This is a genomic window from Rathayibacter sp. AY1C2, from assembly GCF_002931195.1.
Classification (GTDB): domain Bacteria; phylum Actinomycetota; class Actinomycetes; order Actinomycetales; family Microbacteriaceae; genus Rathayibacter.
Map to the genome: position 1 here is coordinate 43,657 of NZ_PSWG01000012.1, position 18,150 is coordinate 61,806.

Genomic DNA, 18,150 nt, shown 5'->3' on the forward strand with positions numbered 1-18,150 from the left:
AAACGGGGCCGCCCCGAGGGAGCGGCCCCGATTCACGGGAGGAGTCACGCACGCTTCTGGTGCGGCTCCTCGACGAGGTCCGTGTCGTCGCCGTCGTCCTCGGCGTCGATCCACTTCGAGTAGTCCGGCTCGTCCGGGTGGCTGAGCTCGCGCTCGAGCGCGCTGTAATCGACCGCCGGGCTGAACGACTTCAGCTCACGGGCGATCTTGGTGTTCTTCGCCTTCTGACGGCCGCGCCCCATGGGTGACCCCCTCACGATGACAGGCCAGACGGGCAGTGAGCCGGCTGGGGAAAAGAGCAGACAGGGAAAGTTGAAATCTACGCGGTAGTTTAGCAGACGGGGGACACGCCACCCCGGGCCTCGATCTGCCGGACGGCCGCCCATCCTCGACCGCGTCAGGAGCACCGTGGACAGCGTCGCCCCACCGCGTCCCGTCGTGGTGATCGGCGCGGGCCAGGCGGGTCTGTCCGTGGCCTACTACCTGCGCCGTCTCGGCCTCGTCCCAGGGCGCGACCTGATCGTCCTCGACCGCGGTCCGGAGCCCGGCGGGGCCTGGCAGTTCCGCTGGGAGGCCCTGCGGCTCGGCTCCGCGCACCGCGTGCACGATCTCCCGGGCATGGAGCGGATGGGGTTCTCGTTCCGCACGGCCGATCACCGGCGACCGGCACGGGACGTGGTCCGCGAGTACTACGGGCGCTACGAGGAGGAGCTCGGTCTCGAGATCCGCCGTCCGGAGTCGGTGCGGCGCGTCACGAGTGCGACGCCGCACGACACGGGGTCGCCGCTCGTCGTCGAGTCCGACCGCGCGGTCGAGCGCGCGAGTCTGCTCGTCAACGCGACCGGCACCTGGGGATCGCCCTTCGTCCCGCACTACCCCGGGCGCGACCGCTTCCGCGGCGTGCAGATCGACCCGACCGAGTACGTCCGCGCCGAGGACTTCGCCGGGAAGCAGGTGCTCGTGGTCGGCGGCGGCACCTCGGCGATCGGCTTCCTGCTGGAGCTCGAGCGGGTGGCGCGCTCGCTGACGTGGGCGACGCGGCGACCGGTGGTCTACCACGACGGCGAGCAGCTGGCGATGGAGTCGGCGGTGGAGGCGGTGGCCGAGCAGGACCGCGCCGCCCGCGCCGGGCTGCCCCTCCCGAGCATCGTCGGCGGCACGGGCGTGCAGCGCACCCGCCGGGTGGTCGCCGGGATCGAGCGCGGGCTCCTGCACGAGCGGGGGATGTTCTCGTCGATCGAGGAGGAGGGCGTGCGCTGGCCGGACGGCTCCTTCACGCGCGCCGACGCGATCATCTGGGCGACGGGCTTCCGGCCGGAGCTGCGCCACCTCGCTCCACTCGGGCTGCGCGAGCGCGAGGGCGGCATCGCGGTCGCCGACGGAGCCTCGCTGACGGATCCGCGCGTCTTCTTCGCCGGCTACGGCCCGACGGCCTCCACCATCGGGGCGAACCGCTCGGGCCGGCGCATCGCGCGCGCGGTCGTGGCGCGTCTGCCCTGAGCGCGCGCCTGCCCTGAGCCGGCCTGATCTGAGCCGGTCCGCCCTGAGCGGCGCGGCGCCTCAGATCCTGCCGTCCCAGTCCACCGGCACTACCGAGCCGCGGTAGCGGATCCCGTCCACGCGGATCCGCCCGGCGAGCGCGGGCGAGAGCGGCGCGACGACCAGGGTGTCGCCTCCGGGAGCGAGCCCCAGCGCCACCGACAGCACGGCGACGGAGGCGGCCGCCGACCAGGCCTGCGGTCGGCAGGCCGCCGGGTACGGCACCGGCGCGTGCACCTCGGCGGCGGGGTCGCCCGAGTGCAGCTCGGGCATCCGGTAGCCGAAGCTCTCGGCCGCGGCGATCAGTCCGCGCGAGAGGGTCGTCGCCTCCGCCCCGAAGCCCTCCCGGGCGAGCCCGGTGACGGCGATCGCGGTGTCGTGGGCCCAGACGGAGCCGCCGTGGTACGACAGCGGCCAGTAGCCGCCCGAGCCGGTGTCCAGGGTGCGCAGGCCGAAGCCCGAGTCGAGCCCGGGGGAGACCAGCAGCTCGGCGACCCGGGCGGCGTGCTCGGGGGAGAGGATGCCGGTGCCGAGGAGGTGGCCGAGGTTGCTGGTGATCGTGTCGACCGGGCGCCCGGCCGCGTCGAGCGCGATCGCCGGGTAGCCGCCGTCGGCGTCGTCGATCCAGAACGCCTCCGCGAAGCGCGCCTTCAGCGTCGACGCCGCCTCGCGCCACTCCGAGCCGTCACGGCCGAGGTGCTCGAGCAGCGCCGCTCCGCCTGCCATGGTCTCGTGGGCGTAGGCCTGCACCTCGCAGAGCGCGATCGGACCCTCGGCGAGCGTGCCGTCGCGCCACTGGATCGAGTCGCCCGATTCCTTCCAGCCCTGGTTGGCGAGCCCGTGCCCCGTGGTGTCGACGTACTCGAGGAACCCGTCGCCGTCCGGGTCGCCGTCGTCGCGGAGCCAGCGCAGCGCCGCCTCCAGAGCGGGCAGCAGCTGGGCACCGGCAACCAGTACCCGCTGCAGCTCGCGGCCGCGGTGCTGATGTCGATCCCGGTGGCCGTGCTGTTCTTCGTCTTCCAGCGGCGGATCATGAACACAACCGGGGGCGCGGAGAAGGGCTGACGCGGGGGCTCCGGCTCCTGCTGAGCGAGCATCGCGCGTGGGTGACCGGTTCCTGCTGATCGAGCAGCGCACAGGGCGCGTATCGAGATCCGTGTCCGTGCGACGGGCCTCGATACGCCCCTGCGGGGCTGCTCGACCAGCATGCGGGAGTGCCGCCGCTACTTCGCGAGGAACTCCAGGACGACGCGGTTCCACTCCTCCGGGTGGCTCACGGTCACTCCGTGCGGGGCGCCGTGGACGACGTGCAGCTCGGAGCCTGGGATCGCCGCGTGGGTGCGGGCGCCGGAGCCCTCGAACGGAACCGTGCCGTCGCCGTCGCCGTGGATGACGAGCGCGGGCACCGACACGTTGGGCAGGTCCTCGCGGAAGTCGGTGGTCGCGAACGCCGTCATGCAGGCGAGGGCCGCGTGCTTGGCCGACTGCTTCGCCAGAGCGATCGCCTCCTGGCGCTGCTCCTCCGTCACCTTCAGCACGCCGTCGACCGAGAAGAAGTCGGTGGTGAACCGGTCGTAGAAGTCGTCCTCGCTCTTCGTGAGGCCCGCGGTCATCTGCGCGGCCTGCGCCTTCTCGAGCGGGCCGTCCGGGTTGTCGTCCGTCTTCATCAGGTACGGCGGGACGGCCGAGGCGAAGACGACGCTGTGCAGGCGATCGGCGCCGTACTTCGTGAAGTAGCGGGCGACCTCGCCGCCGCCCATCGAGAAGCCGACCAGGGTGACGTCCTGCAGGTCGAGCTCGGTGAGGAGGGTGTGCAGGTCCTCGGTGAGCGTGTCGTAGCTGTAGCCGGTGAGCGGCTTGTCGCTGCGCCCGAAGCCGCGGCGGTCGTAGGTGACGACGCGGTAGCCGGCCTCGGCGAACGCGGGGACCTGCTCCTTCCACGACTCGCCCGAGAGGGGCCAGCCGTGGATGAGGACCACGGGGCGGCCCGATCCGCCGGTGTCGTCGACGTGCAGGTCCGTGTCCTTGAAGAGTCCGTGGTGGGCGGTGATCTCGGCCATGGCGAGTGCTCCTTCCGGCGCCGACGATCGGCGTCACATGATGTTCGAGGACGTCCCTGCGAGCGGATGGCCGGGGCGGGGAGGGTTGACAGCTCCCGTCACTCCGCGACGACGGCCGCGGCGAGGCCCCGCAGCGCGGTGTGCAGCCCGGGGCTCATGGGCAGCCCGGCGTCGAGCACGGCGTTCGCGGCGGCGACCAGCACCGGTGCCGCGGGGGAGGAGACCACGGTGAGGCCGGCGGGCGGATCCGTGTCGCCCGAGGGCCGCACGACCAGGACGAGCCGGGAGCTGGGAGCGCTCGTGCTGATCGTCGCTCCCGATCGGGCGGGCAGCACCGCGAGGGTGCCGCGGCCGACGAACTCGCGTTCCTCCCGACTGGCGACGGTGAACGCGCCCTCGAGCGGGAGCAGGAGCACCACCGACCCCGGGTCGGCGCGGGGGCTCGGGCGGAAGTCGATCGTGCCGGCCGTGTGCCAGATCCGGCGAAGGAGCACGCCCTCGGCGGCCGCTTCCTGCCCAGTGACGGCGAGGGCGGGGTCGGGCCCGGCCTCGGCGTGGCGGGCCCGCAGCCAGTGCCGGGCGGAGTCGCCGCGGAGGGGCATCGGGTGGATCAGCGGATCGGACACGGCGGCTCCCGAGGAACGCGGACCTGAATCGGCCGAGACAGTGAGGAACCATCATCCTAGGAGCGGCGGGAGGCGTCGTCCCCGGAGTGGCGCGTCCTCACATGCCGATGCCGCCCCGGCCGCGCTGAGCGCGACGCCGGAGCGGCATCCGAAGGGTGGTGCGGACTACTGGAATCCGCCGCCGCGGTCCTCCGGGTCCTCGATCGGGTCGGAGTCGGGAGTGTCGATCGAGTAGGTCACGTGGACCGCCTCGCCGACCTCCTTGGCGGAGACGGCGTTGTACACGAGGTGCGTCTCCTGGCCGTCGACGGCGGCGTAGACGTCGACCTCCTTCTCGTAGCCCCCCTCGGTGCTGACGCGGTTCTCGGTCTGGCCGTCGAACGGCCCACCCTGGAAGAAGGCGAGGTAGCTCTCGCCCTCGGCGAGTGCGCGGATGTCGTTGCTCATGCCCCCAGGTCTACCACTCGGCGCCTCCCCGCCGCTCGGCCTTGCGCTCGGCGGGCGGAGGAGGGCCGGGAGCGGCGGCGGCCGTGCCGCGAGGTGGCACTGCTCGACGGGATCTCTCCGCACGCGCCGTCAGGGCACGAGCTGCTGCGTGATCGAGGCCGTCGGCCCGCTCAGCGCGATCTCGGCGAGCGCGCCGTTGACCAGGGGCATCTGCGGCGGCTGGTGCCCGGTGTCGACGTCGAGGATCACCGGCACACCGAGGTCGCCGAGAGCGCGCCGCACCGCGTCCTCCTGGCTCAGCTCGGGCAGGGACGCGCCCTCGGTCCGGCCGATCAGGACGCCGGTCGCCTGCTCGAACCACCCCGCGAGGCGGAGGGAGGTGAGCATCCGGAGCACCGAGACGGAGTCGGACCCGGCCGCCTCCAGGTAGACGACGGTGCCCTCCGGCGCGTGCCGGCGCGCGAAGCCCGGAACGTCGCCGTAGGGCGTGCCCGCGAGCAGGGACACCGTCTCGAGGCATCCGCCGATCAAGCGGCCGGACATCGCCGCGTCCGCTGACCCGTCGAGCGAGCGCCAGCGGGTCGGCTCCTCGTAGGCCCGATCGCGGTCGAGCGGCTCGTCCGCCCACGCACCCCACGGACGGCTCCGGCGTCGCGGCGCGGCGTGCTGCGTGAACGCGGCTCCGGGCTCGAGGCCGGCGACCTCCGTCCAGCGGTGGAACCCGACCGGCAGCTCCCACGGCTCGTCCATCAGGTTGGCGCCGTGGATCGTCGCGAGCCCGGTCGTCGTCGTCAGGGGCAGGAGCAGCGTCGAGACGTCCGACCAGCCGACGAACCAGGGCCGGGCCTCCGCGAGGGCGTGCCAGTCGAGCCTCTCCAGCAGCTCGACGGCGAGCTCGCCGCCCCATGGAGGAAGGACCGCGTCCCCGCTCCGGAAGGCGTCGTGCAGGTCGGCCGCCCGATCCGCGGCGGACGCCGGAGCGAGTCCGCCGAGGAGGGCGTGCGGCCTGAGCCGAACGTCGTAGCCCGCCGAGCCGAGTCGGCGCGCGGCGTCCTGCAGCCGGTCGTGCAGGTGCGCGGGGACTCCCATCGAGGGCGCGGGCACCTCCACCCGGCCTCCGGCGCGGAGGGGCGCGGGGTACGTGATGCTCGCCATCCGACGACGCTAACGCCCCTCGCGGGCTTCGAATGCTCCGTCCGGCGAGTACCTCCGCGCCCTCCTGCCCCGACTCGCGGGCGGCCGCTGAGCGCGATCGCGAGAGGGGTCGGCGCGAGTGCCGCGCCGCCCAGCCACCCACTCGTGCGCAGCGCCGCCCGCCGGGAAGAAAGATGGGGCCGGGAGGCGCATTGGAACGTGACGTCGCGGTCTCGCGCAGGCGTCTCGGCTCCGCTGCTGCCAGCGGCGATCCGCGACACACGGCTCCTTCAGCTCGTGAGGCGGCCGATCTCGTCCTCGGAGAGGAGGCGGTCGGAGTAGAGCACGATGCGAGCCGCGGGGTCGGGGCTGTGCGCATCGGGGCCCGCCCACCTCCGTTCGAGACCGAGTCGAGCGACCGTGCGGTGCGATCGCTCGTTCCGTTCCGTGACGACCGCGGTCACGGGGAGCTCCGGCCGGAGCCGCCGCGCCCGAGCGATCCCTGCGGAGGCGACCTCCTGGGCGTACCCCCTGCCCCAGTGGTCCGGATGGACGGTGAACGCGACGTTCCAGGCCGTGTCGGTGAGGAGGGTGCATCCGCCGATCCCGATCGCACCGTCCGCGCCGCCCTCGGGACTCCGCAGCCGGACGACCTAGCTGCTGAGGTCGTCCCGTTCCCACTGCGCCGTCCGGCGGGCGAGCACCGCCCGGGTCTGCTCGACGGAGCCGTGTCGGAGGAGGGGGTCGCCCGCCGCGATCCGCTCGTCGGAGTACAGCCGCCACAGCTCGTCCAGATCGCTCTCGGCGGGACGGAACAGCCGGAGCCGCTCGGTCGTCTCGTCGGGGCGATCACCGGCGCCGATGCTGCTGCCGCTCGCTCGAGGCGGGACTCGGGGCCATCGGGGCGGTCGCCGAGGAGTGAGGCGAGCGCGGTGACCGCGCCTGGACGTCCACCCGCTCAGCCCGTGATCAGGCCGGTGAGGCGGTCGGCGGCGGCTCCGACGGTCGAGACCGCATTGACCGTGACGAGGCAGGCGATTCCCCAGAACCAGGTGCGACCGGGTGCCCCGGCGCTGCGCCGCTCGAAGGCGAGCCACCAGGCGCCGACCACCGAGACGCACGCCGCGACCACCGAGCCGAGCGCCATGCGGACGTACTCCTCCGGTCCGGGGGAGGACCAGGCCGTGGTCGCGAGGACGATGAGCAGCGGGGCCACGATCATCCCCAGTGCGCCGAGCAGCACCGCATGGAGGTGACTGCGGGGAGGGGCCCCGGTCGTCGTCGTCGCGGTCCGCGTCCGAGTCGTGTCCATGCCGCGTCCCCCGTCGCCGAGGCCCGGTCCGCGCTGCCCCGACGCTATCCGCTCGCCGTCCCGCCGTCACCCCGCACCTCGAAGCGGGCCGCGTGCCAGGGTGGCGTCAGCACCACGCCGCCCGCGCCGCCCCGGCCGAACGCCGAGAACGTAGGATGTCCGGGATGACGATCGGACGCCGCCTCTTCCTCTCGGGAGCCGCCACGGGAGTCGGGCTCCTGGCCCTCGCGGGCTGCACGCCGTCGCGTCCGACGCCGACCCGCTCGGTCACGAAGGCCCCCGTGCCCACGCCGAGCACCACCGCCGTCCCCGCGCCGGCCGCCTTCGTGCGCTCCGCCTGGGCCGAGGATCCGTACGCGCTCGGCTCCGTCTCGTACCTGCCCGTCGGCGCGACGCCGCAGCACCGCACCGACCTGGGCACCGCGGTCCTCGACCGCGTCTTCCTCGCGGGCGAGGCCACCGACACGGAGGCGCCCGGCACGCTCCAGGGCGCCTGGAACTCCGGGGTGCGCGCGGCCGCCGAGATCAGCGCCGTCGCCGACGAGGGCGAGCGGATCGCGATCGTCGGGGCCGGCCTCGCCGGAGCGGTCGCCGCACGGCGCCTGTCCGACGCGGGCTTCGACGTCACCGTGGTGGAGGCGCGCGAGCGCACCGGCGGCCGCATCGCCACCGCGACTCCGGACGGCTGGCCGATCGCCGTCGAGACCGGAGCCTGGGCCCTCACCGGCGCGGGAGCCGCCCTGCGCGAGAGCATCGCGGACGCGGGCGTCGTCACGACCGCGGTCGACCTCGCCGACGTCCGCTCGAGCGACGCCGACGGCGCGGCCCTCGACACCGGCACCACGGGCGCCGACGCCCTGACCCGTGCTCTCGAGTGGGGAGCGGAGCAGCCGGAGGACCCGGCGCTCGCCGAGTCGTTCGCCGGCTCCGGAGCGCCCGACCCCGCCGAGGCCGAGCCGGGCTCCGGCGACGGCGACGCCGCCCGCGTGGCGGCGCACCTCGCCGGGACGACTGCGCTGCGCACCGGCGCCGCTCCCGAGGAGCTCTCCTCCTGGTACGGACTGGGCGACGCCTCCGCCGCCACGACCGCGGAGGAGCTGGGCGACGACTCCGGCGACGCGCTGCTGACCGACGGGCTCGCGCCCCTGGTCGACACCTTGCTCGCTGACGTCGAGGTCTCGCTGCGCGCCGTGGTGAGCGGCATCGGCTACACGGAGACCGGCGTCAGCATCCGCCTGGGCACCGGCGAGTCGTTCACAGCCGACCGGGTGCTGGTCACCGTGCCGATCGGGGTGCTCCAGACCGACGCGATCGCCTTCGACCCGCCGCTCCCGTTCGCGCAGCGCGCGGCCGTCGCGGCCCTCGGCTCCGGCGTCGTCGAGACGCTGTGGCTGCGCTTCGACGAGGCGTTCTGGGAGGCCGACGCCCCCGCGCGCTGGTCGCTCGTCGGCTCCGAGGCGGGCATCACCGAGTGGCTCAACCTCCAGCCGTCGACCGGCGAGGCGGTGCTCGTCGGGCTGGTCGGAGCGGATCAGGCCCTCTCGCTGCAGGACCTCAGCGACGACGAGCTGGTCACCCTCGCGCAGACGGCGCTCGAGCCGTTCGCCGTCGTCCCCGGCTGACGAGCTCCCGGAGCCGCGCCAGCGGCCCCCGCCACTCCGACGCGTGCGCCGCCCCGAGCGGCCGCACCCGGCTGAGCGCGAGGACGAACGCGGCGATGCCGGAGATCAGGCTCAGCACGATCACGTCGTAGAGCACGAACATCACGGGTCCGTCGACCTGGCCGGGGTCGAGGAAGAAGTACGGGTACCAGCCGATGAGGGCCCCGCGGACCAGGGTGATGACGCCCCAGACGATCGGGAAGCCGAGCACGGTCAGCGCCCCGCGCCAGGCGACCGGGCGGCGGCCGGGTCCGAGGATCCAGTCGAGGATCGCGAGCGTCGGGATCACGAAGTGCAGGAGCGCGCTCGACCAGGGCACGTCGACCCGCACGCCGCGGTTGTTGGCCTCGACCGCGATCAGCCCGAAGACGATCCCCGACACGACCATGTAGGTGAGCACGAGCGCCCGCACCGTGCTGAGCCAGCGCGGCTCCCGCTCGCGCGCGAGGGCGACCAGGCCGGACAGGCCCAGCACCACGACCCCGGCCATGTTCGACTGCGTCGTGAAGTAGGCGAAGAAGTTGTCGATCTGGAACGCGCGGAAGCCCAGTGTGTAGAAGAAGTCGCCGACGAGTCCGACCGCGCCCAGCCCGGCGAGGGCCAGGCGGAGGATCGCGAACGCCTTCCGCACACCCGCTCCGATCCGTCGCCGCTGGGCCCGGAGGGCCGGACTTCCGGACGATTCTACGGTCGCCGCGCTCGGAGCTCCCCGAGCGCGCGGCTCCGCCGGACGGGGGAGGCGGGCCCCGCGGAGGCGATCTAGCGTGGAGGGATGGCGCGCGCACAGGACGGGAAGGGTTCGGGTCGGATGTCGTCGGAGGAGGCGTCCCGGCGCTGGAACGCGGTCACGGGTCCGCTGTTCCTCGCGGCGGGAGCGGTCTTCGCGGTCCTCGGGAATCCGGTCTGGCCGGTGTTCCTCGTCCTGGGGATCACGTTCCTCGGGCTGACCGCCGGCCCCGGGAGGCCGACGCGCCGGAGCGGAGCCCAGGAGCCGGACCGCGATCGGTGACGCGCGCTTCGCGACGCGGACACTCGCCGGCCGCGTTGCCGGGATAGCGTGCGTGTCATGCCCTTCACGCCGAGCCACGCCGTCGTCGCGCTCGCGTTCTCGAACGGCCGGATCCCCGCCGCGGCCGTGGCCATCGGCGCGATGGTCCCGGACATCGGCATGTACCTCCCGATCGCCGTCGCCCGCGAGTCCACCCACTCCCTCCTCGGCGTCGTCACCGTCGACCTGCTGCTCGGGATGCTCGGCCTCGCGCTGTGGAGCTCGGTCGTCGCTCCGGCCTGGCGCGACCTCGCGCCCGCGCTGGTCCGCTCGCGCCTGCGTCCCCGGCGCTCGCCGCCCCGCGGGGCCGCCGCGTGGATCCGCGTGCTCGTCTTCGCGGCCGCCGGCATCGCCATCGGAGCCGCCAGCCACGTGATGTGGGACGGCTTCACCCACCGGGGCGGCCTCTTCGTCTCGGCGATCCCGCTGCTGCAGCAGGAGCTCGGGCCCTTCCCCGGCTTCCGGTGGGCGCAGTACGCGAGCGGCGTGCTCGGGCTGCTCGGGCTCGGGATCGGCGCGGTGGTCTGGTACGTCGGCCGCCGTCCCCGGAAGCTCCGCTCCGACGGCCGGCAGCCGGTGCGCATCGCGGCCGCGGCCGTGGTGCTCGCGGCCGCGGTGGTTCCCGCCGGGATCGTGCTGGCGGGGGCGGGCATCGATCCGCTCGACGCCGCCTACCGGGCGCACGTGGTGCGGGCGGCGATCCTGCTCGTGGGAGGCGGTGCGGCGGCCGCGGTCGCCGTCGCGGCGGTCTGGTGGCTCACCGGCCGAGGGGTGCGCGGGGCCGTCGTCTGAGACGACGGAGGACGAGCCTGTCGTCTGAAGGGAGCACGGGCATCCGTCGCGAGGAGGATGCGCCGGTGCATAGCCCACCGATAGCGTCGGACACGGCCCGTTGGGGCGGGCCGCCTTCGGGGGAAGGCACTAAGGGGAAATCGGGGGCTCGCGGCACACGCCGCGGGCCCTCTACCCGTTTCCGGGCCGCCGCCTCAGCGCCGCTTCGAGCGCGGCCGGTTCTGCGCGGCCGGGCGCTGCGGGATGCGCGGAGCGCCCTCGCCGGCGGCACCCTGGGGGAGCGAGGACGCGGGCGGGATCGGGCGGCGGGTCACCGGGCGCACCGGCTCGCCGCGGCGCGTCTGGCCGGGGATCGGCCGCGAGCGGCGTCCGTAGATCAGCTCGGACGAGTCGAGCAGCCACGGCACCAGCGCCACCGTCACTCCGTGCACCAGCAGGAGCTTCTGGCGGATCCGCCGCGACTTGTGGTTGTGGAGGAACGCCTCCCACCAGTGCCCGACGATGTACTGCGGTATGTAGACCGTCGTGATCTCGGAGCCGTGCTCGAGGCGGTGGGCCTTGATGTACTTGATCAGCGGGTACGAGATGTCGCGGTAGGGCGAGGCCACGCAGCGCAGCGGCACCTCGATGTCCATCTGCGCCCAGTCGGCCTTGAGCTGGGCGGTCTGCGCGTCGTCGATGGAGGAGTGCACCGCCTCCAGCGTCTCGTGCCGCGCCGCGATGGCGTAGTCGAGAGCCTTCAGCGTGGGCTTGTTCATCCGGCCCACCAGCACGATCGCGTGGTCGCCGTTGGCGCCGAAGGTCGTGGTCGGGTCGACCTCGATCTCCTTCTCGACGTCGCGGTAGTAGCGGTAGACGCCGGCCATCAGGACACCGAGGATCGGCATCACCAGGTAGACGAGCCAGGCGCCGTGGGTGAACTTCGTGATCGTGACGACGACGAGCACCGCGAACGTCAGCGTCGCGCCGAACAGGTTGATGGCCAGGCTCGTGTAGACGGTGCGCGAGCCCTCGCCGTTGCGGATCATCCGGACCCAGTGCTTGACCATGCCCGACTGCCCGAGCGTGAACGAGACGAAGACGCCGATGATGTACAGCTGCACGAGGCTCGTGAGCGAGGCCTGGTAGACGAGCAGGATGATCGCGGCGACGAGCGCCAGGATGATCACTCCGTTGGAGTAGATGAGGCGGTCGCCGCGGGTGTTCAGCGACTTGGGCGCGTAGCCGTCGCGGGCCAGCACGGAGCCCAGCAGCGGGAAGCCGTTGAACGCGGTGTTCGCCGCGAGGAGCAGGACGGCGGCCGTCGCGGCCTGGATGATGAAGAACAGGATCGTGTTGTTGCCGAACGTGGCGGCGGCGACCTGCGCGATCACGGAGCGCTGCGGGGTCGTGGCGCAGTCGGCGAAGCCCACCAGATGGCAGGCGTTCTCGGCGTAGTGCACGTTCGAGAGCAGGGCGAGGGCGGTCAGGCCGACGAAGAGCACGATCGCGATCGTGCCCATCGCGACGAGGGTGCGCTGGGCGTTCTTGACCTTCGGGGCGCGGAACGCGGGCACACCGTTCGAGATGGCCTCGACGCCCGTGAGCGCCGCGCAGCCGCTCGCGAAGGAGCGCAGCAGCAGGAGGACGACGGCCGCCTGCGTGAGCTGCTCGCCCTGCACGGTGAAGCCCGCCGACTCCGCGACCGGGGTGTCGCCGAAGGCGGTGCGGACCAGGCCGACGACGACCATCACGAAGACGCTCGCGACGAAGAGGTACGTCGGGACGGCGAAGGCGCGGCTCGACTCCGAGACGCCGCGGAGGTTCACGGCCGCCAGCAGCACGACGAAGAGGATGGCCAGCTCGACCCGCAGCGGCGCCAGCTCGGGCACCGCGGAGATGATGTTGTCGACTCCGGAGGCGACCGACACGGCCACGGTGAGCACGTAGTCCACGAGGAGGGCGGCGGCGACCGTGAGGCCCGCCGTCTCGCCCAGGTTGGTGCGGGCGACCTCGTAGTCGCCGCCGCCGGACGGGTACGCCCGGATCAGCTGGCGGTAGCTCAGCACCACCACGACGAGGAGGACGACCACGCACGCGGCCACCCAGGGGGCGAAGGTGAGGAAGGAGAGTCCGCCGAGCAGCAGGATCATCAGCAGCTCCTGCGGCGCGTAGGCCACGGAGGAGAGCGGGTCGCTCGCGAAGATGGGGAGCGCGAGCCGCTTCTGCAGCAGCTGTCCCTCGAGCTTGTCGCTGGGGAGCGGCTCGCCGATGAAGAAGTGCTTGGCGGTGCGCAGCTCGGTCGCGTCGGCCGATGATCCGTCCGCGGCGGACGGGGGGCCCTCGTGTGTCACGAGCGATGACACTACTCCGTGCGAGGGGGCAGTCAAGACGGCCGGGAGCAGGCCGAGCGGAGGCTGATCTCGCGCTGTGACCGGGAGTTTCCCGGTGCGGCGGGGAGCGACGGTCGGCGTGCTCGCGGCCGGCGCCCCGAGCGGGGGGTCAGCGGCCGTCGCGGGTCGCGGCTCCGATCAGGCCGGTGAGGCTGTCGCGGAGCGCGGTGAGCTCCTCGAGGGGGACGTCGAGCCGCTCCACGATCTGCGGAGGAACCTGCAGGGCCTGCTCGCGGAGGGCCGCTCCGGAGGGGGTCAGCGCGACGTCGAGGCGGCGCTCGTCGTCGCTGCTCCGGGCCCGCGTGACGTGGCCGCTCGCCTCCAGGCGCTTCACGAGCGGGCTGAGCGTGGCCGGCTCGAGGCGGAGGGCGGAGCCGAGGTCGGCGAGCGAGCGGGGGCTGCGCTCCCAGAGCGCGAGCAGCACGAGGTACTGCGGATGCGTGAGTCCGAGCGGCTCGAGCACGGGGCGGTACAGCCCGATGACGGTGCGCGCCGCGACGGCGAGGGAGAAGCAGACCTGGTTCTGGAGGGCGAGCGGGTCGGTTTCCACGGCGTCATCCTCTCATCGTGCCCTGATGGTTAGTACACTAAGGATATGACGCGGAAGAAGACCGGCTCCCTCTACCAGCGCTTCAACGCGCGGCTGTTCCCCTGGATCGGCCCGCCGCCGCTCGGCCCGTACGACCAGCCCGAGCAGGAGGCGCCCGCGGGGCAGGCGTGCCCGCTCTGCGGTCGGCCGATGTCCGAGCACGTCATCGACCGCTCCGGTCCGCGCACCCAGCTGTACTGCCCGAGCGACCCCTCCTGAGTCGCACGCCCCCGTTCGGGGGTCGGGGGCTTCGGGCGGCGGGGGCGGATGATGAGCGCATGTCCCGTCTGAGCCCCACCGCCGCCCGCGTCGTCCAGTACAGCCGTTTCGGCGACGCGGACGTCCTCGAGATCGTCGAGGTCGAGCGGCCGAAGCCCGGGGCGGGCGAGGTGCTGGTCGAGGTGCTCTCCGCCGGGGTGAACCACATGGAGGCGTTCATCCGGCAGGGCCAGTTCGACTCCGACCACTCCGCGGCCTTCCCGATGCGCCAGGGCACCGACTTCTCGGGCGTCGTCGTCGCCCTCGGCGAGGGCGTCACCGACATCAAGCTCCGCAGCGACGTGGTCGGCCACGCGCTCGTCGGCTCCCACGCGACCCACGTCGTGGTGCCGCGCCGCAACCTCGTCGCCAAGCCCGCCTCCGTGAGCTGGGAGGTCGGCGGCGCGCTGTTCCTCGCCGGAGTGACCGCGTGGCGCGCGCTCGAGGCCACGCACGTCGGACCGGACGACACCGTCCTCGTCTCCGCCGCGGCCGGAGGAGTGGGCAGTCTCGAGATCCAGCTGGCGAAGCTCCGCGGCGCGACGGTGATCGGCACCTGCGGCGAGCGCAACTTCGACTACCTCCGCCAGATCGGCGTGAAGCCGGTGGTCTACGGCGACGGGATCGCCGACCGCATCCGGGCCGCGGCGCCCGGCGGGGTCACGGTGTTCCTCGACAACTTCGGCGGGGAGAACGACGCCCTCGCCGACGAGCTCGGCATCGCGGCGGGCCGCTTCCACTCCAGCGACGACCGCAAGGAGATCGAGCTGCGCGCCGTCTGGCCCGACGCCGAGACCGCCCAGCGCGACACCGAGATCCTCGGCGAGCTGGTCGGCCTCGTCGGCGAGCAGAAGCTGCGGGTGCTCGTCTCGGGCTTCTACCCCTTCGACCAGGTGCAGGACGCCTTCGACGACCTCGAGAAGCGGCACTCGCGCGGCAAGATCGTCCTCGGCATGAACCCGGTGGACCCGGCGAAGGTCACCAAGGCGCGCGACATCCACGAGGCCGGCCGCTAGCCGCACCCTCCCGGCGGCTGTCCGGGCTGCTCTCCGGGCGGCCACAATGGGGCCGTGGCGCGCGGGCGCCCGGGAGGAGTGACGCGATGGAGGAGCCCGTCGTCGCGATCGTCTGGATCGTCTCGTTCGTGGTGGTGACCGTCCTGGTCACCGGGCTGTCGGGGCGGGTGAACTGGTCCGCTCCCGTGGCGCTCGTCGCCGTCGGGGCCCTCGCCTCCTTCGTCCCCGGGATCCCGGAGGTGGTGGTCGAGCCGGACGTGGTGCTGTTCGGGATCCTGCCGCCGCTGCTCTACGCGGCGGCGATCCGCACCTCCGTCCTCGACGTCCGCGCTCGTGGCGACAGCATCCTCCTGCTGTCGGTCGGGCTCGTCGTCTTCACGGTCGCGGTGGTCGGCGCGGTGGCCTGGATGGTCGTCCCGGCGATCACGGTCGCCGCGGCCCTCGCGTTCGGCGCGATCGTGGCGCCCACGGACGCGGTGGCGGTCACGGCGATCGCGGGGCGGCTCCGCCTGCCGCGGCGCATGCTCACGGTGCTCGAGGGCGAGAGCCTCCTCAACGACGCGACCGCACTGGTGGCGCTGAACGCCTCACTCCTGGCGATCGTCAGCACGGTCACTCCCGGGCGCATCGCGCTCGACTTCGTGCTGGCCGTGGCGGTGGGCGGCGGGGTCGGGATCGGCATCGCCGTGCTGCTCGGGTTCGTGCGCAAGCAGGTGCAGTCGTCCGTCCTGGACACGAGCCTCTCGCTGGTGACGCCCTACGTCGCGTTCATCCCGGCGCAGCTGCTGCACGGCTCCGGGGTGCTGGCGGTCGTGGTCGCGGGGCTCTACCTGGGCTACCGGGCGCCGGTCATCCAGTCCGCGCAGGCGCGGATCGCGGAGTCGCTCAACTGGCGGACGATCCAGTTCCTGCTCGAGAACGCGGTGTTCCTCTTCATCGGGCTGAGCCTCTCGTCGGTGGTGGAGGCGACGGCCGACTCGGGCATCGGGGTCTGGCAGACGGTCGGCATCGGCGCGGCCGTGCTCGCGGCGCTGGTCGGGAGCCGCGTGGCCTGGATGTGCATGACGACGCTGCTGTTCCGGCACGGTCCGCGCCGGCTGCAGCAGCGCGGGTGGACCTGGCCGACCGCGATCGGGGTGTCGTTCGCGGGGATCCGCGGCGTGGTCACCCTCGCCGCCGCGTTCCTCCTGCCCGCGGAGACGCCGCAGCGCGCGTTCCTGCAGTTCCTCGCCTTCATCGTGGTGGCGGGGACGCTCGTCGAGGGGCTCGCGCTCCCGCGGCTCGTCCGCGCCCTGAAGCTCCCGGCCCCGAACGAGATGCAGGAGCACGTCGAGAAGCAGATGCTGCTCGCGGAGGCGCAGGCCGCCGGCCTCGCCCGGCTCGACGCGGAGCCGCAGGACGGAGTGGAGGACCGCGTTCTCGACCGGCTGCGGCGGAACGCGACGTTCCTCGCCGACGCCCTGGAGAACCCTCCGGAGGGCGAGGGTGTGGAGCCGCTCCCGCAGGCCTACAACCGGCTCCGGCGCGTGATGATCGCGGCCGAGCGGGAGGCGGTGCTCCGCGCGCGCTCCGAGGGGCGGTACCAGGAGCCGGCGGTGGTGAGCGCTCTGGCGTTCCTCGACGTGGAGGAGGAGGCGCTGGCGGTCGGGCGGTAGTAGCGCCGGGAGGGCGGGGACCCCGGGCGGGATCCCCGCCCTCCCGGCGGTGCGGTGTCCGGGCTCAGTCCAGGGTGGAGCGGACCGAGGCGCGGGCCTCGTCGAGCGCGGCGCGCAGGGCGTCGACGCTCGAGGTCGTCACGGATCCCGAGGAGGCGGCGGTGCGCAGCTCCGCGCGCAGCTCGTCGCGGAACTCGGTGAGCAGCACCTCGGCGTCGCGCAGGGCGATCCGCGAGGCGGTGCGCGCGTCGGGCGAGACCGGCGCGGTCTGCTCCGGCGCGGGCTGCTCGGAGGGGGTGCCGGACGTGTCCTGCGGGCGCGGCTCCTCGGCGGAGTGCTCCGGTCGGCGTCCGGGCTCCCGCGAGTCGCGGGCGGCGCTGGCCAGGTCGGCGCGGAGGCTCTTCATCGCCTCCGCGACGCCGAGGCGGACCTCGTCGGCGAGCCGGCGGACGGAGTCGGTGAGCTCCTCCTCGATGTCGCCCAGGTCGGTCGCGCGGTTCGCGAGCTCGGCGCGGCCGGCGTCGGTGATGGAGTAGACGGTCTTGCGGCCGTCGGCTTCCTTCGTGACGAGTCCCTCCTCCTCGAGCTTCGCGAGGCGCGGGTAGACCGTGCCGGCGCTGGGCGCGTAGGTGCCGCCGAAGCGCTCGCTGAGCGCCTGGATCAGCTCGTAGCCGTGGCGCGGCGACTCGGCGAGGAGGTTGAGCAGGTAGAGGCGCAGGCGGCCGTGCGCGAAGACGGGGCTCACAGTGAGCTCCCGTCCATCGGGCGGCGGTCGTCGGCGGGGCCGGTGCCGGGAGAGCCCCAGCCCTCGCCCACCGAGGCGGAGGACGCGGCGACGGACCGGCGGACGACGACCACGTCTCCCGAGACGGAGTTGGCGGCGACGTCGACCCACTTCGAGTCGAGCGAGCCCGTGGTCGAGGTGAAGCCCCGGCCGAAGGTGCCCTTGACGACGGAGCCGTCGAGCTGGAGCGTGCCCGAGACGGTGTTGATGCGGTAGCGGGCGCCGAGGCCCTCGTCGACGCGGATCGTGAGGTCGCCGCTGACGGTGTTGGCCTGGATCCGGTCGGGGGTGCCCTCGGCGTCGACGAACACGCTGCCCGAGACGCCGTCGACGGTGAAGCGGGTGAGCTCGCCGGTCGCGGTGACGTCGCCGGAGACGGTGCGCGCGGTGACGCGGCCGGTGTGGCTGCGGACCGAGAGCTCGCCGTGGACGGTGTTCACCTCGACGTCGCCGTGCAGGCCGTCGACGACGATGTCGCCGCCGACCGTCGAGACGCGGGCGTCGCTGTGGAGGCCCGAGACCAGGCCGTCGGCCGAGACGGTGTCGAACTTCAGGTCGACGCCGCGGGGGACGAGGAGGCTGATGTCGGCGCGGTCGCCGCGGCGGCCGAGGCCCTTCACGACGTCGACGATGGTGTCCCAGCGGAGCTGGACGTGGTCGATCTCGAGGCGGTCGCCGTCCATCGAGACCTTGAGCGGGCGGCCGTCGACGCTGTGGACCTCCACGCGAGCGGTCGGCTCGTCGTGGGCGATGACGTCGATCTGGCCGCCGACGAGAGCGACCTTGACCGAGCGGACGACGTCGAGGTCGATGACCTTCGTCTCGCCGGCCTGTACGAGCCATTTCTCGAGGGACAT

At 73.4% G+C, this 18,150-nt stretch carries 20 protein-coding genes and 1 pseudogene; 8 read left to right on the plus strand and 13 right to left on the minus strand.

Annotation, left to right across the window (positions count from 1 at the left end; genetic code table 11):
- Positions 1-44: 44 nt before the first annotated feature.
- Positions 45-242: a DUF3073 domain-containing protein gene (locus C5C55_RS10170; RefSeq protein WP_097167615.1), complete on the minus strand. Its 198-nt coding sequence runs from the start codon at positions 240-242 to the stop codon at positions 45-47.
- 166 nt (positions 243-408) lie between these two features.
- Between C5C55_RS10170 and C5C55_RS10175 the strand changes: the two genes are divergently transcribed.
- Positions 409-1,500 (plus strand): FAD-dependent oxidoreductase, encoded by a 1,092-nt coding sequence (locus C5C55_RS10175; RefSeq protein WP_104233838.1) that lies wholly within the window; start codon positions 409-411, stop codon positions 1,498-1,500.
- Between the two features lie 60 nt (positions 1,501-1,560).
- On the opposite strand, the gene C5C55_RS10180 is transcribed toward C5C55_RS10175, so the two are convergent.
- Positions 1,561-2,505, minus strand: a complete 945-nt coding sequence (locus C5C55_RS10180) for an amylo-alpha-1,6-glucosidase (RefSeq protein WP_374954239.1) — start codon at positions 2,503-2,505, stop codon at positions 1,561-1,563.
- Here C5C55_RS10180 and C5C55_RS10185 point away from each other — a divergent pair.
- Positions 2,458-2,604: pseudogene (locus C5C55_RS10185) on the plus strand (carbohydrate ABC transporter permease); the annotation flags it as partial. The gene C5C55_RS10180 and the pseudogene C5C55_RS10185 sit on opposite strands and share 48 nt — an antisense overlap.
- A gap of 158 nt (positions 2,605-2,762) precedes the next feature.
- On the opposite strand, the gene C5C55_RS10190 reads toward C5C55_RS10185, so the two are convergent.
- The 6 genes from C5C55_RS10190 to C5C55_RS10215 form a co-directional block, all read right to left on the minus strand.
- A complete protein-coding gene (locus C5C55_RS10190; protein WP_104233839.1) occupies positions 2,763-3,599 on the minus strand; it encodes an alpha/beta fold hydrolase in 837 nt (278 codons plus the stop codon).
- Positions 3,600-3,697: 98 nt separating this feature from the next.
- Entirely contained in the window at positions 3,698-4,225 is a 528-nt protein-coding gene (locus tag C5C55_RS10195) for a hypothetical protein (RefSeq protein ID WP_104233840.1), read from the minus strand.
- 165 nt (positions 4,226-4,390) lie between these two features.
- Positions 4,391-4,672 carry an oligoribonuclease gene (locus C5C55_RS10200; RefSeq protein WP_104223758.1) on the minus strand — a complete coding sequence of 94 codons (282 nt, stop codon included), beginning with the start codon at positions 4,670-4,672 and terminating at the stop codon, positions 4,391-4,393.
- A 129-nt stretch (positions 4,673-4,801) separates the two neighbouring features.
- Positions 4,802-5,827, minus strand: a complete 1,026-nt coding sequence (locus tag C5C55_RS10205; protein ID WP_104233841.1) for an LD-carboxypeptidase — start codon at positions 5,825-5,827, stop codon at positions 4,802-4,804.
- A 269-nt stretch (positions 5,828-6,096) separates the two neighbouring features.
- Positions 6,097-6,450, minus strand: coding sequence for a GNAT family N-acetyltransferase (locus tag C5C55_RS17020; RefSeq protein ID WP_104233842.1), 354 nt, complete (start codon positions 6,448-6,450; stop codon positions 6,097-6,099).
- A 314-nt stretch (positions 6,451-6,764) separates the two neighbouring features.
- Entirely contained in the window at positions 6,765-7,049 is a 285-nt protein-coding gene (locus C5C55_RS10215) for a hypothetical protein (protein ID WP_104233843.1), read from the minus strand.
- 233 nt (positions 7,050-7,282) lie between these two features.
- On the opposite strand from C5C55_RS10215, the gene C5C55_RS10220 reads away from it, so the two are divergent.
- Positions 7,283-8,740 carry an NAD(P)/FAD-dependent oxidoreductase gene (locus tag C5C55_RS10220; protein ID WP_181067836.1) on the plus strand — a complete coding sequence of 486 codons (1,458 nt, stop codon included), beginning with the start codon at positions 7,283-7,285 and terminating at the stop codon, positions 8,738-8,740.
- Here C5C55_RS10220 and C5C55_RS10225 read toward each other — a convergent pair.
- On the minus strand, positions 8,691-9,410 hold the full coding sequence (locus C5C55_RS10225) for a Pr6Pr family membrane protein (RefSeq protein ID WP_104233845.1): 720 nt from the start codon (positions 9,408-9,410) through the stop codon (positions 8,691-8,693). The two genes, C5C55_RS10220 and C5C55_RS10225, sit on opposite strands and share 50 nt — an antisense overlap.
- Before the next feature lie 141 nt (positions 9,411-9,551).
- Between C5C55_RS10225 and C5C55_RS10230 the strand changes: the two genes are divergently transcribed.
- Together C5C55_RS10230 and C5C55_RS10235 are read left to right on the plus strand one after the other, a co-directional pair.
- The gene (locus C5C55_RS10230) at positions 9,552-9,788 is read left to right on the plus strand and encodes a hypothetical protein (protein ID WP_146080930.1); all 237 of its coding nucleotides are present in this window, start codon (positions 9,552-9,554) and stop codon (positions 9,786-9,788) included.
- 57 nt (positions 9,789-9,845) lie between these two features.
- Entirely contained in the window at positions 9,846-10,619 is a 774-nt protein-coding gene (locus C5C55_RS10235; protein ID WP_104233847.1) for a DUF4184 family protein, read from the plus strand.
- Positions 10,620-10,813: 194 nt separating this feature from the next.
- Here the strand turns inward: C5C55_RS10235 and C5C55_RS10240 are convergent, their stop codons facing one another.
- The gene (locus tag C5C55_RS10240) at positions 10,814-12,952 is read right to left on the minus strand and encodes an APC family permease (protein WP_374954237.1); all 2,139 of its coding nucleotides are present in this window, start codon (positions 12,950-12,952) and stop codon (positions 10,814-10,816) included.
- Between the two features lie 148 nt (positions 12,953-13,100).
- Positions 13,101-13,541 (minus strand): MarR family winged helix-turn-helix transcriptional regulator, encoded by a 441-nt coding sequence (locus C5C55_RS10245; protein ID WP_104233848.1) that lies wholly within the window; start codon positions 13,539-13,541, stop codon positions 13,101-13,103.
- 45 nt (positions 13,542-13,586) lie between these two features.
- Here C5C55_RS10245 and C5C55_RS10250 point away from each other — a divergent pair, with 45 nt between their 5' ends.
- The 3 genes from C5C55_RS10250 (at position 13,587) to C5C55_RS10260 (ending at position 16,509) form a co-directional block, all read left to right on the plus strand.
- Positions 13,587-13,799, plus strand: a complete 213-nt coding sequence (locus C5C55_RS10250) for a hypothetical protein (protein ID WP_104223750.1) — start codon at positions 13,587-13,589, stop codon at positions 13,797-13,799.
- A gap of 59 nt (positions 13,800-13,858) precedes the next feature.
- Positions 13,859-14,854 (plus strand): NADP-dependent oxidoreductase, encoded by a 996-nt coding sequence (locus C5C55_RS10255; protein WP_104223749.1) that lies wholly within the window; start codon positions 13,859-13,861, stop codon positions 14,852-14,854.
- Between the two features lie 86 nt (positions 14,855-14,940).
- Positions 14,941-16,509 carry a sodium:proton antiporter gene (locus C5C55_RS10260; protein ID WP_104233849.1) on the plus strand — a complete coding sequence of 523 codons (1,569 nt, stop codon included), beginning with the start codon at positions 14,941-14,943 and terminating at the stop codon, positions 16,507-16,509.
- 64 nt (positions 16,510-16,573) lie between these two features.
- Here the strand turns inward: C5C55_RS10260 and C5C55_RS10265 are convergent, their stop codons facing one another.
- Together C5C55_RS10265 and C5C55_RS10270 are read right to left on the minus strand one after the other, a co-directional pair.
- Entirely contained in the window at positions 16,574-17,254 is a 681-nt protein-coding gene (locus tag C5C55_RS10265) for a PadR family transcriptional regulator (RefSeq protein ID WP_104233850.1), read from the minus strand.
- Entirely contained in the window at positions 17,251-18,150 is a 900-nt protein-coding gene (locus tag C5C55_RS10270) for a DUF4097 family beta strand repeat-containing protein (RefSeq protein WP_258072534.1), read from the minus strand. Before C5C55_RS10270 ends, C5C55_RS10265 begins: the two co-directional genes overlap by 4 nt.

Excerpts from the sequence above, each read along its gene's own strand:
- C5C55_RS10255 (WP_104223749.1), top strand. The coding sequence starts at position 13,859 with ATGTCCCGTCTGAGCCCCACCGCCGCCCGCGTCGTCCAGTACAGCCGT.
- C5C55_RS10250 (WP_104223750.1), top strand. The coding sequence starts at position 13,587 with ATGACGCGGAAGAAGACCGGCTCCCTCTACCAGCGCTTCAACGCGCGG.
- C5C55_RS10220 (WP_181067836.1), top strand. The coding sequence starts at position 7,283 with ATGACGATCGGACGCCGCCTCTTCCTCTCGGGAGCCGCCACGGGAGTC.
- C5C55_RS10235 (WP_104233847.1), top strand. The coding sequence starts at position 9,846 with ATGCCCTTCACGCCGAGCCACGCCGTCGTCGCGCTCGCGTTCTCGAAC.
- C5C55_RS10190 (WP_104233839.1), bottom strand. The coding sequence starts at position 3,599 with ATGGCCGAGATCACCGCCCACCACGGACTCTTCAAGGACACGGACCTG.
- C5C55_RS10270 (WP_258072534.1), bottom strand. The coding sequence starts at position 18,150 with ATGTCCCTCGAGAAATGGCTCGTACAGGCCGGCGAGACGAAGGTCATC.
- C5C55_RS10205 (WP_104233841.1), bottom strand. The coding sequence starts at position 5,827 with ATGGCGAGCATCACGTACCCCGCGCCCCTCCGCGCCGGAGGCCGGGTG.
- C5C55_RS10200 (WP_104223758.1), bottom strand. The coding sequence starts at position 4,672 with ATGAGCAACGACATCCGCGCACTCGCCGAGGGCGAGAGCTACCTCGCC.
- C5C55_RS10170 (WP_097167615.1), bottom strand. The coding sequence starts at position 242 with ATGGGGCGCGGCCGTCAGAAGGCGAAGAACACCAAGATCGCCCGTGAG.
- C5C55_RS10260 (WP_104233849.1), top strand. The coding sequence starts at position 14,941 with ATGGAGGAGCCCGTCGTCGCGATCGTCTGGATCGTCTCGTTCGTGGTG.
- C5C55_RS10230 (WP_146080930.1), top strand. The coding sequence starts at position 9,552 with ATGGCGCGCGCACAGGACGGGAAGGGTTCGGGTCGGATGTCGTCGGAG.